Source organism: Streptomyces sp. SL06 (assembly GCF_058244745.1).
The window spans coordinates 5,216,421-5,232,117 of the sequence record NZ_JBSYOT010000002.1 but is presented as its reverse complement, the minus strand read 5'-3'; the positions used below and the strand labels follow the sequence as shown (position 1 = coordinate 5,232,117).

Annotated in this window: 13 protein-coding genes; 6 read left to right on the top strand and 7 right to left on the bottom strand. The window is 72.9% G+C overall.

What is annotated here, in order from left to right:
• Positions 1–35: 35 nt before the first annotated feature.
• The gene (locus AC4IHM_RS23945) at positions 36–470 is read right to left on the bottom strand and encodes a hypothetical protein (protein ID WP_490869062.1); all 435 of its coding nucleotides are present in this window, start codon (positions 468–470) and stop codon (positions 36–38) included.
• Between the two features lie 136 nt (positions 471–606).
• Here AC4IHM_RS23945 and AC4IHM_RS23940 point away from each other — a divergent pair, with 136 nt between their 5' ends.
• The 3 genes from AC4IHM_RS23940 to AC4IHM_RS23930 all read left to right on the top strand — a co-directional run bounded on the left by AC4IHM_RS23940 (position 607) and on the right by AC4IHM_RS23930 (position 3,878).
• Positions 607–1,116, top strand: coding sequence for a tetratricopeptide repeat protein (locus AC4IHM_RS23940; protein WP_490869061.1), 510 nt, complete (start codon positions 607–609; stop codon positions 1,114–1,116).
• 64 nt (positions 1,117–1,180) lie between these two features.
• On the top strand, positions 1,181–3,106 hold the full coding sequence (locus tag AC4IHM_RS23935; protein ID WP_490869060.1) for a hypothetical protein: 1,926 nt from the start codon (positions 1,181–1,183) through the stop codon (positions 3,104–3,106).
• 82 nt (positions 3,107–3,188) lie between these two features.
• Positions 3,189–3,878, top strand: coding sequence for a TetR/AcrR family transcriptional regulator (locus tag AC4IHM_RS23930; RefSeq protein ID WP_490869059.1), 690 nt, complete (start codon positions 3,189–3,191; stop codon positions 3,876–3,878).
• On the opposite strand, the gene AC4IHM_RS23925 is transcribed toward AC4IHM_RS23930, so the two are convergent.
• The 5 genes from AC4IHM_RS23925 to AC4IHM_RS23905 form a co-directional block, all read right to left on the bottom strand.
• The gene (locus tag AC4IHM_RS23925) at positions 3,875–4,243 is read right to left on the bottom strand and encodes a 5-carboxymethyl-2-hydroxymuconate Delta-isomerase (RefSeq protein WP_490869058.1); all 369 of its coding nucleotides are present in this window, start codon (positions 4,241–4,243) and stop codon (positions 3,875–3,877) included. The two genes, AC4IHM_RS23930 and AC4IHM_RS23925, sit on opposite strands and share 4 nt — an antisense overlap.
• A gap of 85 nt (positions 4,244–4,328) precedes the next feature.
• Positions 4,329–6,014: a glycoside hydrolase family 13 protein gene (locus AC4IHM_RS23920; RefSeq protein ID WP_490869057.1), complete on the bottom strand. Its 1,686-nt coding sequence runs from the start codon at positions 6,012–6,014 to the stop codon at positions 4,329–4,331.
• Positions 6,015–6,057: 43 nt separating this feature from the next.
• On the bottom strand, positions 6,058–6,969 hold the full coding sequence (locus AC4IHM_RS23915; protein WP_490869056.1) for a sugar ABC transporter permease: 912 nt from the start codon (positions 6,967–6,969) through the stop codon (positions 6,058–6,060).
• Between the two features lie 13 nt (positions 6,970–6,982).
• Complete coding sequence (locus AC4IHM_RS23910; RefSeq protein ID WP_490869055.1) at positions 6,983–7,987, bottom strand: carbohydrate ABC transporter permease; 1,005 nt, start codon at positions 7,985–7,987, stop codon at positions 6,983–6,985.
• Between the two features lie 124 nt (positions 7,988–8,111).
• Entirely contained in the window at positions 8,112–9,383 is a 1,272-nt protein-coding gene (locus AC4IHM_RS23905; protein WP_490869054.1) for an extracellular solute-binding protein, read from the bottom strand.
• Between the two features lie 379 nt (positions 9,384–9,762).
• On the opposite strand from AC4IHM_RS23905, the gene AC4IHM_RS23900 reads away from it, so the two are divergent.
• Positions 9,763–10,797: a LacI family DNA-binding transcriptional regulator gene (locus AC4IHM_RS23900; protein WP_490869053.1), complete on the top strand. Its 1,035-nt coding sequence runs from the start codon at positions 9,763–9,765 to the stop codon at positions 10,795–10,797.
• Positions 10,798–10,883: 86 nt separating this feature from the next.
• Positions 10,884–11,747, top strand: coding sequence for a phosphatase PAP2 family protein (locus tag AC4IHM_RS23895; protein WP_490869052.1), 864 nt, complete (start codon positions 10,884–10,886; stop codon positions 11,745–11,747).
• 36 nt (positions 11,748–11,783) lie between these two features.
• Here the strand turns inward: AC4IHM_RS23895 and AC4IHM_RS23890 are convergent, their stop codons facing one another.
• Entirely contained in the window at positions 11,784–14,786 is a 3,003-nt protein-coding gene (locus tag AC4IHM_RS23890) for a bifunctional [glutamine synthetase] adenylyltransferase/[glutamine synthetase]-adenylyl-L-tyrosine phosphorylase (protein WP_490869051.1), read from the bottom strand.
• Between the two features lie 218 nt (positions 14,787–15,004).
• Between AC4IHM_RS23890 and AC4IHM_RS23885 the strand changes: the two genes are divergently transcribed.
• Complete coding sequence (locus tag AC4IHM_RS23885) at positions 15,005–15,451, top strand: VOC family protein (RefSeq protein WP_490869050.1); 447 nt, start codon at positions 15,005–15,007, stop codon at positions 15,449–15,451.
• Positions 15,452–15,697 lie beyond the last annotated feature (246 nt).

The window sequence follows — 15,697 nt, the reverse complement described above, 5'->3', positions numbered from 1 at the left end:
TCCGCCACCGGCCCCTTTCGCGTGTCCCGCGGCGGTCAGCCGCCGTGGCCGCCGTGCCCGGCCGAGTGCCCGTCGCCGCCGTGCACCGTGCCCTGTTCCAGGGTCCCGCCGAGCCGGCCGCGCAGGGCGGCCACGACCTCCTCGTGGCCGACGGCGACCCACTTGCGGCCGACGAGGTAGTAACCGCCGTAGTCCTTGGCCGTGTCGATCCACTCGCGCTGGCCGCGGTCGGTGGAGAAGGTGGCGAGGATGTACTTCTCGTCGCCCTGCTTGCAGATGGCCTGCCGGATGGTGTCGGCGTCGGTCTGCATGTTCGGCGCGCACTTCGCCTCGGCGGCCAGGTGTTCGAGGCTGCCCGTCGCCGTCCGTGGCACGGCGGCCTCGCCGTCGTCGTCGGATCCGCAGCCCGTCAGCGCCAGTACCGCCGCCGCCGCGGCGCTCAGCGCGAGCATCGGTCGGGTCAGCCTCATGTGTTCCTCCGGTCCGTTCCGGCGACATGCCGCACGGAGCCCCGGCGAGGGGCTCTGGTCATCGGTACGGGCGCGGGAGGCGAAGTACTCAGGAATCCCGCTGCCGTTTCGAGGACACCCGTGCGAGAGTGGCCTCGTGGACCAGGACTGGGAAGACCACGTCGCCGCCGCGTGGGCGGCGGTCGACGACTACGCCGAGGGCGAGGCCGCCGACTTCCGCGCGGTGATCGACGCCCTCGCCGACGAGTTGCCCGCGGACAGCCCCCTCGGCCTGTTCGAGCGGGCCTGCGCCTGGGACTCCACGGGTTACAGCGACCGGGCCGTGCCCCTGTACCGCGAGGCGCTGGAGCGCGGTCTCGGCGAGGTCAGCGCCTACAAGGGCCGCCGGGCCAAGATCCAGCTCGCCGGTTCCCTGCGCAACACCGGGCACCCGGAGGAGGGCGTGAAGCTGCTGTCGCCCGAGCTGGTGGCGCCGTCCGACGAGCTGGACGACGCCGTGCGCGCCACGCTCGCGCTCTGCCTGTCCGGCATGGGCCGCGACCGCGAGGGGCTGGCGCTGGCGCTCGGCGCGCTGGCGCCCCATCTGCCGCGCTACCAGCGGTCGATGGCCGCCTACGCGCGGCTGCTGGTGGAACCCGAGGAGTAGCCGGGACCGCCGTCCGGTGAGCGTCCCACGGTGACCATTCACCCGTTCGCTCGTTCTGCTGAACGTGCAGCCACAGGATGTCGCCCCGCGCCCCGCACCGTCCTCCGCCTCGGCCGACCCGGTCGTCGACGTCGAGCAGGCCGAGGCCGCGCTCGTCGAGCACTATCCGCGGCTGGCCCGGCTGGCCTATCTGGTGCTGCCGCCGGGTCTCGGCCGCAGCCGCCGCCTTCTGACCGCGCACGCCCTCACCCAGCGCGCGCTGCCCAGGAACCGGACGGCGACACCGGTGATCCCGGCCCAGTCGACCGGCCGCGGGATCGACCCCGGCTACGCCCTGGTCCGGCTGCGGGTCCTGCGTACGGCGCTGGAGGCGGGCCTCCCGCTCAGGCGGCGGGCGTGGCCCAGGCTGTCCCAGTTTCCGCCGCTGCTGCCCCAGGTGCGGGGGCTCAAGCTCTTCCCGCGCTCCGGCGGCGCCGACGAACTCGCCCTGGAGCAGCGGCTGTCCGCGCTTACCGGGCCGGGCCGGGCGGCATATGTGCTGCGCGGCCTCGAACGGCTCCCGGACGACGGCGTACGGCAGTTGCTCAAGGCGTCCGGGGTCGCCGACGTGGACGCCGCCCTGCGGGAGGCCGACACGGTGCCCGGCCCGTACGCGCTGCTGGGCTCCCCCGAGTTCGACCCCTGCTCGTTGCAGGTCCGGCCGACCGACCTGATGCGGCGCCGGCAGCACACGAGGGCCGCGCTGGTCGCCGGGGCGGCCCTGGTGGTGTGCGGGGCGCTGCTCGGCCTGCCCGGTGACGGCTGGGGTCCGGACGGCGCCGCCGCCCCGCCGTACGCGCAGAATCCGGCGGCCGAGGCCGCGCTCGATCCCGGCAAGCTCACGAAGGCCGCCCCCGCCGCCTGGCAGACCTCCGCGCGCACGGACTTCTCGGTGTGGCCGGCCCGCGGCGACCTCACCGGCGACCGGGAACTGCTGCGCCGCGCCCTGGCCGTCTGGGCCCGGCCGGGTGAGGATGTCGGGGTCTCGGCGACGCCGGGCACCCCCACCGGTGGCCCGGCCGGCCCGCCGCAACTGCTGTACGCGGGGGACGTCGACAACGCGCGGGTGGTGATCCTGCACGACGGTCTGCGCATCGTCCGCTACGCCGAGCCGGAGGACGGCACGGCGGGCGCCGCCCTGGACTTCGCGCGGACCGACGGCGCGGGACGGGCCGAGGCGAACGCGGTGGTCCTCGGCCGGGCCGACGGCAATGTCCGCTATCTGACGGCGCCCTGGGTGACGGACGCGGCCGGGCGGGACCTCGGCAGCCCGGACTCCGGCCCAAGGGAGCTGACGCTCACCGACGGCGTGACCGCGCCCCTGGCCACGCCCGCGCAGCAGTCCGGCACCTGCGCGTCCTGGAACGTGCTCCAGCTGACCGACGGTTCGGGCACCCGCGTGATGACCGACCTCGGCGAGCTGGTGCCGGCCCGGCTGACCACGGGGCGCCCCGGCGCGGTCAAGGACGCGTCGAGCGCCGAGGCGCTGCGCACCTGGGCGCCGTACGCCTGCTCGCTGGGCTCGGTGCGCGGGCAGGGCGTGCGGTCGGTGAACGCCTGGGAGTTCGCGGCGCAGCCGCTTCCGGACTCGACGGGGTCGGGCGCGTGGGTGTGCACCCGGGCCGAGACCTGGCGCGGCGACGGGGCCCGGGTGCTGGCCCAGTTCCGCACGCCGGGCGGGGCGCAGGGCGCGGTGGCGGCCAAGGCGCAGGACGTGCCGGCGTGCGGCGAGCGCGACCCGCACGTGCTGGCGGGGGTGCTGTGGAAGTCGGAGGGCGGGCACTGGTATCTGCTCGCGGCGGGCAGCAGCGGCGTGAGGTCGCTCCGGGCGACGGGCGGCATCAGCGGCTCCGCCGACGGGAATCTGCTGACGGCCGCGGCCGAGCAGGGCGCGCAGGCCGAGCTGACGGGCACGCTCAAGAGCGGGCGGACGATCGGCGGTCTGCGCTGACGCCGCGCGCGCCGCTCGACCTGTGAACACCGATGCCCGGTCCGGCCCGTTCAAGGCCGGATTCGATCGGTAAGGTGTTCGTATGACTACCGGGGTACGCCGCAGGATGGGCGTCGAGGAGCGGCGGCGGCAGTTGATCGGCGTCGCGCTCGAACTGTTCAGCCGCCGCTCGCCCGACGAGGTCTCCATCGACGAGATAGCGTCGGCCGCGGGCATCTCGCGCCCGCTGGTCTACCACTACTTCCCCGGCAAACTCAGCCTGTACGAGGCCGCGTTGAAGCGGGCCTCGGACGATCTGGCGGCCCGGTTCGTGGAACCCCGCACGGGCCCGCTCGGCGCGCGGCTGCTGCGGGTGATGCGCCGCTACTTCGACTTCGTCGACGAGCACGGCCCCGGTTTCTCGGCCCTGATGCGCGGCGGCCCGGCCGTCGGCTCCTCCACGACGAACGCGCTCGTGGACTCCGTACGGCAGGCCGCGTATGTCCAGATCCTTTCGCACCTGGGCGTCACCGACGCGCCCGCGCGTCTGGAACTGGTCGTCCGCTCCTGGATCTCGCTCGCCGAGTCGACTGCCCTGATCTGGCTGGACGGGCGGCGCATCCCGCGGGCCGAGCTGGAGGTGCAGCTCGTGCACGACTTCGCCGCGCTGGCGGCGGTGAGCGCCGCCCACGACGAGGAGCTGCGCGCGCTGCTGCGCCACGCCATGCGGGACGAGCCGGCCGAGGGCCCCTTCAGCGACCTGCTCGGCCGGCTCGTCGCGCTCGCCTCCTAGGCCGGCTCCGGGCTCTCGAACTTCCGGTACGACGGGTCCAGGTCGCGGACCTCGGCGGAGACGTGCAGGGTGCGGCCGTCGGCCGGTTCCGTGTGCCGGCGCAGCAGTTCCAGGGCGGCCTCGGTCAGCCGCGCCTTGGTCGCGTCGGTGCGGCCGGCGAGCAGCCCGAGGGTGACGTGCACGACGGCGTGCCCCTCGGTGTCGGGGCCGACCACGGTGTCCTCGGTCCTGCGGAACTGCGTCTTGCACGCCTGCGGCCTGGCCGCCGCGATCTCGACGACGGCGGTGTGCAGCGCCCGCGCGAAGGCGGGCCGGTCGAAGTCGTGCGCCAGGCCGGCGGAGTAGTCGACGGTGATCTGCGGCATGAGCCCTCCTGTTTGCGTGACCAGCAGGGCTCACCCTAGAAGGTGCCGGCCGCATGCCGGCCGCTCGGGCGAGGGTCCCGGTCCTTCAGGCCCGGGTCCACCACACCGTCGTGTCCGCGGGCACCTTCGCCTCGCCGTCCGCCTCGGTGATCTCGCCGCTGGCCAGCAGCACCCGCCCGCGCGCGGGCACCGCCACCGACTCGCCGCCGGTGTTGGCCACGCACACGAACTCCCCGCGCCGGAACGCGAGCACGCCCTCGGGGGCGCGCAGCCACTCGACGGCGTCGCCCGCACCCAGGTCGGCCTGCGCACGGCGCGCCGCGAGGGCGGCCCGGTACAGCTCCAGCGTCGATCCGGGCTCGCCGGTCTGCGCCTGCACGCTCAGCTCGCCCCAGCCCGCCGGCTGCGGCAGCCAGCTCCCGCCGCCGCCGAAGCCGTACGACGAACCGGTGCGCGTCCAGGGGATCGGCACCCGGCAGCCGTCGCGGAAGCCGTCCTGGCCGGCGCCCCGGAAGTACGCCGGGTCCTGGCGCACCTCGTCGGACAGGTCGACGACGTCCGGCAGGCCCAGCTCCTCGCCCTGGTAGAGGTAGGCCGAACCGGGCAGTGCCAGCATCAGCAGGGTCGCGGCGCGCGCCCGGCGCAGGCCCAGTTCGCGGTCGCCGGCCAGCCGGATCTGGGTGCCGAGGCCGGCCGGGTTGGCGAAGCGGGTGGCGTGCCGGGTGACGTTGTGGTTGGAGAGCACCCAGGTGGCGGGGGCGCCGACCGGGCGCATGGCGTCCAGGGTGCGGTCGATGACGGTGCGCAGTTCCTCGGCGTCCCAGTGGGTGCTCAGGTACTGGAAGTTGAAGGCCTGGTGCAGTTCGTCGGGGCGGACGTAGTTCGCGGTGCGTTCGACGGTCGGGGTCCATGCCTCGGCGACGAAGATCCGCTCGCCGCTGTACTCGTCGAGGACGGTCCGCCACTGCCGGTAGATGTCGTGGACGCCGTCCTGGTCGAAGAACGGCACGACATCGTTGCCCAGCAGCTTCAGTTGCTCGTGGTCGCCCAGGTCGGGCAGGCCGGGGGCCTTCACCATGCCGTGGGCGACGTTGATGCGGAAGCCGTCGACGCCCATGTCCAGCCAGAACCGCAGGATCGAGCGGAACTCGTCGCCGACGGCCGGGTGTTCCCAGTTGAAGTCGGGCTGCTCGGGGGCGAACAGGTGCAGGTACCACTCCCCCGGCGTGCCGTCGGGCTCGGTGACCCGGGTCCAGGCGGGGCCGCCGAAGATGGACTCCCAGTCGTTGGGGGGCAGTTCGCCGTTCTCGCCCTTGCCGGGACGGAAGTGGTAGCGGTCCCGGGACGGGGAGCCGGGGCCCTCGGCGAGGGCGCGCCTGAACCACTCGTACTGGTCGGAGGAGTGGTTGGGGACCAGGTCGACGATGATGCGCAGGCCCAGCGCGTGGGCGTCGCGGATCAGCGCGTCGGCGTCCAGGAGGGTGCCGAACATGGGGTCGACGGCGCGGTAGTCGGCGACGTCGTAGCCGGCGTCGGCCTGCGGGGAGGCGTAGAAGGGGCTGAGCCACACGGCGTCCACGCCCAGGTCGCGCAGGTACGGCAGGCGGGTGCGGACACCCTCCAGGTCGCCCATGCCGTCGCCGTTGCTGTCGGCGAAGCTGCGCGGGTACACCTGGTAGATGACCGCGTCCCGCCACCAGTGGCGGCGCCCCGCGACGGCGGCGGAGGTGGGGGTGGTGGGGGCCGGTGCGGCGGAGTGCTGCTGGCTCATGGCGTCCTTGGTGCTCGGTGCGTAACGGAGTGGGGGGCGGGCGTCAGCCCTTCGTGCCGCCGGCGGTGAGGCCGGTCACCAGGTTCTTCTGCACGAGGTAGAAGAACCCGGAGACGGGTATCGCGACGAGCACGGCGGTGGCCGCCATCAGGTTGCGCTGCGCGTCGTGCTCGCTGACGAAGCTCTGCAGTCCGACGGCGAAGGTGTACTTCGTGTCGCTCAGCAGGAAGGTCGAGGCGAAGGCGACCTCGCCGAAGGCCGTGATGAAGCTGTAGAAGCCGGCGACCGCGAGACCCGGCCTGGCCAGCGGCAGGATCAGCCGGAAGAAGGTGCCGAACGGGCTCAGCCCGTCCACCCGCCCGGCCTCGTCGATCTCGAACGGGATGGTGTCGAAGTAGCCCTTGAGCAGCCAGGCGCAGTACGGCACGGCGGTCGAGCAGTAGACGAGGATCAGGCCGAAGTAGCTGTCGATGAGCTGGAGTTCGGAAAGGATCTGGTACATCGGCACGATCAGCACCGCGATGGGGAACATCTGGGTGACCAGCAGCACCCACATGAGCTTGCGGTAGCCCGGGAAGCGCATCCGCGAGACCGCGTAGCCGGTGGTGGCGGCGACCATGACGCCGATGACGGTGGTGCCCAGCGAGACGATCAGCGAACTCTTCAGCCACGCGAAGAAGTTGGTGTCCCGGAGCACGAAGACGTAGTTGTCGAGGGTCATCTTCGACCAGATGGCCCCGGGGTGCAGGTAGTCGTTCTTGTCGGGGCCCAGCGACAGGAAGACCAGCCAGGCGATGGGGAAGAGCGCGACGAGGCTCGCGACGGTCAGGATGCCGTGGGAGGCGAGGGAGGCGGCGCGGCCGCGTTCGCCGCGCCCGCGCATCCGGGGCCGCTTCGCCGCGGGCTCGGTGACCTGTTCCGCCTCGGCGGCGGTCGGCACGGTGGTGGTGCTCATGGGGGCTCCCGCCTCAGATCGCGAGCTGCTGGTCATTGCGGTTCAGCCAGCGGCGGTAGAAGGAGGTGAAGACGATCAGGATGGCCAGCAGCAGGATGCCGTAGGCCGCGGACTGCGCGAAGTCGCGCGGCTGCTGTCCGAAGCCCAGCTGGTAGGCCCAGGTGACGAGGATCTGCGCCTCGGGGGCGGTGTTGCCGAACAGCAGGAAGATCACGGCGAACTGGTTGAAGGTCCAGATGATGCCGAGCAGGACGACGGTGGAGCTGACGGACCTGAGCCCCGGCAGGGTGACGTGGCGGAAGCGCTGCCAGGCGTTCGCGCCGTCCATCTCGGAGGCCTCGTACAGGGTCGCGTCGATGGACTGCAGGCCGCCGAGGAGCGAGACCATCATGAACGGCACACCGCACCAGGTGTTGACCATGACGGCGGCGAACCGCTGCCAGAAGACGTCCTCCAGCCACAGCGGCGTCGGCAGGTGCAGCCAGCCGAGGCCGGCGTTGACGACGCCGCCGTCGGCGAGCATGAAGCGCCAGCCGAAGACGGTGACGAAGGTGGGCACGGCCCACGGCAGCACCAGGATCAGCCGGTAGAGGGTGCGGCCGCGCAGCTTCTGGTTGAGCAGCAGGGCGAGGCCGAGCCCGATGAAGTAGTGCAGGGCGACGCAGAGCGCCGTCCACACGATGGTCCAGATGAAGTGCGACCAGAAGCGGTCGTACGCGGTGGGGCCCCACAGGATGTCGGCGTAGTTGTCCAGGCCGACGAACTTGTAGGTGGCCGCGATCTCGTTGGCGCCGATGGTGCGTGCCGTGTTGAGGCTGTTGGCGTCGGTGAGGGTGAGGTAGAGGCCGTAACCCAGCGGGTACAGCACGAGGACGCCGAGCACGACGGCCACCGGCGCGATCATCGCGTAGGCGTACCAGTGCTTGTGGTATCCGTCTTTCAGACGCCGGCCGAGGCCGGGCCGCGGGGTGCGGTCACCGCGGCGCTCTCCGGTGGCGCGGTCGATGGCGACTGTCATGGTTCGACACCTTCTGGACATCGGGAAGACCGACGGGAGCGTCGGGCGGATCGGGGGTGCGACGCACGGCCGGTGACCGCCGGGCCCGGTCCCCGGGTGCGGGGGACCCGGCGGTCGCGCGGGCTCACTTGCCGAAGTCCGGCACCAGCTTGGCGATGGCGGTCTCGGCGTCGCTCAGCCCCTTGTCCAGCGACTTCTTGCCGCCGGCGATCTGGGGCAGTTCGTCGTCGAGCGGGCCCCACAGCGAGCTGTACTCCGGCAGGGCCGGGCGGGGCTGGGCCGCGGGCAGGACCGTCTGGTAGCCGGCGATGCCCGGGTCGGCCGTGACCTCGGCGGTGTAGGCGTCGTCGCGGGTCGGCAGCGTGGAGTTCTTCAGGGCGACGCTCTCCTGGGACTTCGCCGAGGTCATGAAGTTCACGAACTTCAGCGCCGCCTCCTGGTGCGCGCGGTCCGAACCGGCGTAGACCGACAGGTTGTGGCCGCCGGTCGGGGCGCCCGCCCTGCCGGTGCCGCCGGCCGGGACGGTGGCGATGCCGAGGTTGTCCCGGTCCTCGAAGGCCGGGCCCTGGTAGAAGTTGGTGATCTCCCACGGGCCCTGGATCGTCGAGGCGACCTTGCCGTTCACGAACGCGTCCTGGATGTGGGCGTAGGCGTCGGCGGTGGTGTCGGCCTTGTGCAGGCCCTTGCCGGTGAACAGGCTCAGCCAGGTGCCGTAGGCCTTCTCGGCCGCGGGCGACCTGACGGTGATCTTCTCGGCGTCGGCGTCGACCGTGTCGGTGCCCTCGCCGTAGAGGAACGGCTGGGCGTAGTAGCCGGCGGTGGAGCCCCAGAAGCCGTCGACGCCGGTCCTGTCCTTGATGGCGGCGGCGGCCTTCTTCAGGTCGTCCCAGCTCTTGGGGGCCTCGACGCCGGCCTTCTCGAACAGTTCCTTGTTGTAGACGAAGGCGAGGGTGTCGGTGACCAGCGGCACGCCGTAGGTCTTGCCCTCGTACTGGGCCTGCTCGATCAGGTTGGGCTGGAACTCGGCCTTGTCGGCCAGGGCCTCGGTGCCGTCCAGCGGCAGGAAGAAGCCCTTCTTGGCGAAGGCGGGGGTCCAGCCGACCTCGGAGCGCAGCACGTCGGGGGCGCCCTTGGAGCCGGCGGCGGTGTCGAACTTGTTCTGCGCCTGGTCGAAGGGGACGTTGACGTAGTCGACCTTGACGTCCTTGTTGGCGGCCTCGAACTCCTTGACCAGGGCCTTGTACGTCGGCGCCTCGTTGGTCGCGTTGGAGGTGTCCCACCAGGTGATGGTGACCGGACCGCCCGACCCGCTGTCGCTGTCGCCGTCCCCGCCGCACGCCGTCGCCGCCAGGGCGAGGGACGCCGCCAGCGCGGTGGCCACTATGCCACGCCGCATGAGTTCTCCTTGAGGTGAAAGCCCGTGTGGGGCAGGGTGCGGGCCCGTCCGCCGCTCCTGCCGACCGCCGGCCGCGCCGTCGCTGCCGCCGGGCGACGTGAACGTAACAGCGTGGCAACCGCGACGGAAAGGCCTTGCAGCAAAAAAGTGCAAGGGATCGCTGAAGTTATTCGCGCGTGACCTCTTGGCGACCGCCATGAGACGCTTGTTTACGGGGGTCGAGCGGTATCCGGCCGGTTGTGCAAGACTCTGCAAGCTCTTGCCGCCACATTCTTGAGGGAGCGCGATGACGCAGCAGCCCGCGCCGGGCCGTCCACCAGGCCGCCCGCGGCGCCCGATCGGTGTGCAAGGCGGCGGCCGACAGGTACAGTCCACCCCTGTGACCACACGGCTTGCCGACATCGCCGCCCAGGCGGGGGTGAGCGAGGCGACCGTCAGCCGCGTCCTCAACGGCAAGCCGGGCGTCGCCGCCACCACCCGTCAGTCCGTGCTCGCCGCCCTCGACGTGCTGGGTTACGAGCGCCCGGTGCGGCTGCGCCAGCGCAGCGAGGGCCTGGTGGGTCTGATCACCCCGGAGCTGGAGAACCCGATATTCCCCGCGCTGGCCCAGGTCATCGGCCAGGCGCTGACCCGCCAGGGCTACACACCGGTCCTCGCCACCCAGACACCGGGCGGTTCCACGGAGGACGAGCTGACCGAGATGCTGGTCGACCGCGGGGTGGCCGGCATCATCTACGTCTCGGGACTGCACGCCGACACCACCGCCGACCCGCAGCGCTACGAGCGGCTGCGTGCCCGGGGGGTGCCGTTCGTCCTCGTCGACGGCTTCTCCCCGAAGGTGCAGGCGCCGTTCATCTCCCCCGACGACCGCGCCGCGATGAGCCTCGCGGTCACCCACCTCGTCTCGCTCGGCCACACCCGGATCGGGCTGGCCCTCGGTCCCAAGCGGTTCGTGCCGGTGCAGCGCAAGATCGAGGGTTTCGTCCGCGCGGTCCAGGAGCAACTGGGCCTCGGCGCGGAGACCGTGGAGAGGGAACTCGTCCAGCACTCGCTCTACACCCTGGAGGGCGGCCAGGCGGCGGCCGACGCGCTCATCGGGCGCGACTGCACCGCGGTGGTCTGCGCCAGCGACATGATGGCGCTGGGCGCGATCCGGGCGGCCCGGCAGCGCGGTCTCGACGTGCCGAGGGACGTCTCGGTCGTCGGCTTCGACGACTCACCGCTGATCGCCTTCACCGACCCGCCGCTGACGACCGTGCGCAAGCCGGTCCCCGCGATGGGCCAGGCGGCGGTGCGCACACTGCTTGAGGAGATCGGCGGGACTCCCGCGCCGCACAGCGAGTTCGTGTTCATGCCGGAGCTGGTGGTCCGCGGCTCGACGGCCTCGGGACCGGGCGGGCGCAACCGCTCCTGACGCCTTTCCGTCGGGCGCCGGATGCGGGCCGGGTACGACTGGGGGATGATCGGTGGGAGAGGGCTTTTCTGGCAGACTTCATACCTATGGGTGATGCGACCGTGAGGACCCCGGAACGCCCGGAGGACGGCGTTCCGCACCCCGCCGCAGAGCGGACGGGGCGGGGCCTCCTGCACCGGTTCCGCGCACCCCGCCGGCCCCGTCTGTGGTTCGAGATCCTGCTGATCGGGCTCAGTTACTGGACGTACTCCCTCGTCCGCAACGCCGTACCGGAACAGCGGACCCAGGCGCTGCGCAACGCCGACTGGATCTGGGGCGTCGAGCGGCAACTCGGCGTCGCCGTCGAGGAGTCGATCAACCACGCGGTGAACTCGGTGACTTGGCTCGTCGTCGGCATGAACTACTACTACGCCACACTGCACTTCGTGGTGACTCTGGGTGTCCTGGTGTGGCTGTACCGTCGTCATCCCGGGCGGTACGCGGCGACCCGCCTGGTCCTCTTCGCCACCACCGTCGTCGCCCTGGCCGGCTACTACCTGTATCCGCTCGCCCCGCCCCGCCTGATGAACGGCGGGAACTTCATCGACACCGTCATGGTCCACCAGACGTGGGGTTCGATGGCGTCCGGCGATCTGAAGCACATGTCCAACCAGTACGCGGCGATGCCGTCCATGCACATCGGGTGGTCGCTGTGGTGCGGGCTGACGATCTTCGCGCTGGCTTCGGTGCCGTGGGTGCGGGTGCTGGGGCTGGTGTATCCGGCGCTGACCCTGGTGGTGATCATGGCCACCGCCAACCACTTCTGGCTGGACGCGGTGGGGGGCGTGCTGTGTCTGGCGTTCGGGTACGCGGTGGTGTCGGTCTGCTACGGCAGCCTGCCGTACACGCTGCCCAGGCTGGTGCCGGAGGTCCGGCGGCGGCGGAGGGCGTGGTCGCCCGGCGGGGCGTGAGCGCGGCCCGGTGACGCCGGGTGACGCCGGGGTGTCCTACGCGTAGAAGTGCTCCTCCATCACCGTCCGGGCCCTTCGGGCGGTGCGCCGGTACTCGTCGAGCATGTCGCCCGCGTGGCCGGAGGCGTGGCCCAGGTAGCGGCCCACCGCGGCCAGCTCGCGCGGGTCGGTCGGGAAGGTGTCGCCGGCCCGGCCGCGCACCAGCATCACCGCGTTGCGCACGCGCGTCGCCAGGACCCACGCCTCGTCGAGGGTCGTGGCGTTCTCGGCCGAGAAGAGCCCCGCGTCGCGTGCGGCGGCCAGGGCGGCGCGCGTCCTCGTGGTCCGCAGCCCGGCGATCTCGTGCGCGTGCCGCAACTGGCACAGCTGCACGGTCCACTCCACGTCGGTGAGGCCGCCCGGCCCCAGTTTGGCGTGCAGCTTGGGGTCGGTGCCCCGGGGCAGCCGCTCGGACTCCATCCGGGCCTTGAGCCGCCGGATCTCCCGTGCGGCGTCCTCCGGGAGCCCGGCCGCCGGGTACCGCAGCGGATCGACCAGCTCGGTGAACCGCCGCCCCAGCTCCTCGTCGCCGGCCACGAACTCGGCCCGCAGCAGCGCGTGCCGCTCCCACACCAGCGACCAGCGCCGGTAGTAGACCTCGTACGACTTCAGCGACCGCACCAGCGGCCCGGACTTGCCCTCGGGCCGCAGGCCGGCGTCGATCAGCAGCGGCGGGTCGGCGCTCGGCACCTGGAGCAGGCGCCGCATCTCGGCGACGACCCTGTTGGCGGCGTCCCCCGCCTCCCGCTCGTCCACCCCGTCGCGGGGCTCGTGCACGAACAGCACGTCGGCGTCCGAGCCGTAGCCCAGCTCGTGTCCGCCGAAGCGGCCCATGCCGATGATCGCGAACCGGGTCGGCAGGGTGTCGCCCCACCCGTCCCGCACGACCGCCCGCAGTGTCCCCGCCAGGGTCGCCGCCGTCAGGTCGGACACCGCGCCGCCGACCAGGTCCACCAGCGCGCCCTGGTCGGCCGCGACGGGCTGCGCCTCGGTGCCGTAGGAGCGGATGATGTCCGCGGCGGCCGTACGGAACAGCTCCCGGCGTCTGACGCCGCGCGCCGCGGTGACCGCCGGGACGGCGCCGTCGGCGCGGCGGACGGCGGCGAGTGTCTCCTGCTCCAGCTGGGCCCGCCCGCGCGGCGCCAGTCCCCCGGCGGCGCCGTCCCCGAGCAGGGCGACGGCCTCGGGCGCCCGCATCAGCAGGTCGGGGGCGAGCCGCCCGGCGGACAGCACACGGGCCAGGTTCTCGGCGGCGGCGCCCTCGTCCCGCAGCAGCCGCAGGTACCAGGGTGTCCTGCCGAGCGCGTCGGAGACCTTGCGGAAGTTGAGCAGGCCGGCGTCCGGGTCGGCCGAGTCGGCGAACCAGCCGAGCAGCACCGGCAGCAGGGTGCGCTGGATGGCCGCCTTGCGGGTGACGCCGGACGCCAGCGCCTCCAGGTGTCTGAGCGCGGCGGCCGGGTCGGCGTACCCGAGGGCGACCAGGCGCTCCCGCGCGGCCTCGGGGCTCAGCCGGGCCTCGCCGGGGCCCAGCTGGGCGACGGCGTCGAGCAGCGGCCGGTAGAACAGCTTCTCGTGCAGCCGGCGTACGACGGCCGCGTGCCGCCGCCACACGCGCAGCAGCCCGGTGACCGGGTCGGTGCGCAGGCCCAGGGAGCGGCCCATGCGGCGCAGGTCGGCCTCGTCCTCGGGCACCAGGTGGGTGCGCCGCAGCCGGTACAGCTGGATGCGGTGCTCCATGGAGCGCAGGAAGCGGTACGCCTCGTCGAGCTGGGCGGCGTCCGCCCGGCCGACGTACCCGCCCGCGGCGAGGGCCTCCAGCGCGTCCAGTGTCGTGCCGCTGCGCAGGGAGGTGTCGGACCGGCCGTGCACCAGCTGGAGCAGCTGCACGGCGAACTCGACGTCCCTGAGACCCCCGGGACCCAGCTTGAGCTGCCGGTCGACCTCGGCGACGGGGATGGCCTCCACCACCCGGCGGCGCATCTTCTGCACCTCGGCGACGAAGTTCTCGCGCTCGGCGGCCTGCCAGACCAGGGGCTGGAGGGCGGCGACGTACTCGGCGCCGAGGCCGAGGTCGCCGGCCACCGGGCGGGCCTTGAGCAGCGCCTGGAACTCCCAGGTCTTCGCCCAGCGCTGGTAGTAGGCGAGATGGCTGCTGAGGGTGCGCACCAGCGGGCCGTTGCGGCCCTCGGGGCGCAGGTTGGCGTCGACGGGCCAGATGGAGCCCTCGACGGTGGTCTCGGAGCAGATCCGCATCATGTGCGCGGCGAGCGAGGTCGCGGCCCGCAGCACCTTGGCCTCGTCGGCCTCCTCGGCGCCCGGCGCGGGCTCGCCCACGAAGATGACGTTTACGTCGGAGACGTAGTTCAGCTCGTGTCCGCCGCACTTGCCCATCGCGATCACCGCCAGCCGGCCCAGCGCGGCGTCCTCGGGCGCGGCGGCCTCGGCGAGGGCGAGCGCGGCGCGCAGCGTGGCGGTGGCGAGATCGGCCAGCTCGGCGGCGGTCTCGGCGACGTTGATGGTGCCGCAGACGTCGCGGGCGGCGATGGACAGCAGGCAGCGCCGGTAGGCGACGCGCAGCGAGACGGGGTCGGTGGCCTCGGCCAGGCCCCGCTCGAACTCCTCGACGCCGCGGTGCAGGTCGCGCGGTTCGTAGGTGACGAGGGTCTGCCAGTCGCCGGGGTGCCGGGCGAGGTGGTCGGCGAGCGCCTCGGAGGCGCCGAGCACGCCGAGCAGCCGGTCGCGCAGCGGCTTGGCCGCTATCAGGGTGTCCAGCAGTTCCCGGCGGGCGGTGGGGTCGGGCTGCGCCTCAAGCAGCCGTACCAGGCCGTGCAGGGCGAGGTCGGGGTCGGCGGTGGCGCCCAGCGCCTCCAGCAGGACCGGGTCGTCGCGGACCGCCGCCAGTTCCACGACGTCCAGCAGCCGCTCGGCGGCCGAGGGGTCGGTGAAGCCGTGCCGCAGCAGTCGCGTGAAGGTACTGCTCCTGCGCCCCGGCGCCGTCATCCCGGCCTCCTGTCGGACTGCGGACCCTGCGGATCAAGGTCGTACGGCCCGAGCGTAACCGGGGAACGGCGCGCGGGCGCCGGGGCGTACCCGTTACCGTTGCGCGACGGCCCGCCCCCTGGCGGCGGAGCGGGCGTGACGATCGCGTGCGGGCGCGGTATCCATACCTGGGCGCCGGCACTGCCGAGTGCCGACAAGGTTGCCGAAGGAGCCGTGCCATGGACTTCACCCTCGAAGTGATCCCGCTGCCCGTGACCGACATCGACCGGGCCCGGGACTTCTACCGGGACAAGGTCGGCTTCCACGTCGACATCGACCAGGAGGTTATGCCGGGGTTGCGGATCGTCCAGCTGACGCCCCCGGGCTCCGGCTGTTCGATCGCCCTCGGCGACGCCATCTGGGACATGGCCCAGGGCCGGGCCAGGCCCGAGCCGGGCTCGTACCAGGCCCTGCAACTGTGCGTCGCCGACATCGAGGCGGCCCGCGCGGAGCTGGTCGGGCGCGGTCTCGAGGTCTCCGAGCCGGTGCGGTACGCGCCGGACGACGGCGCGACGTTCCTGTACTTCTCGGACCCGGACGGCAACGGCTGGGCGATCCAGGAGTACCGCCGCCGCGAGACCGAGCCGCTCCACAAGGTACTGGCCGACCTGAAGCGGCAACGCTGACCGGACACCGCCCGGACCACGCGGCGATCGCGGGCCCGGCACGCGCGGACGCGGCGCTGTCACCACCCACCGCCTCCCCGGCACTCGCCGCACCCGTCGCCGGCGCTCGAACCGTGCCGCGAACGCGGGACCCGGCACGCGGGGACGCCGGGACGCGGCGTGGGCGTCACCCGCCGGCTCCCCGCGCCCCGCGCAGGTCGCCCGCACGGCACCCCGCGCGGGTCCGGGTCCCGCCCGCACCCGTCG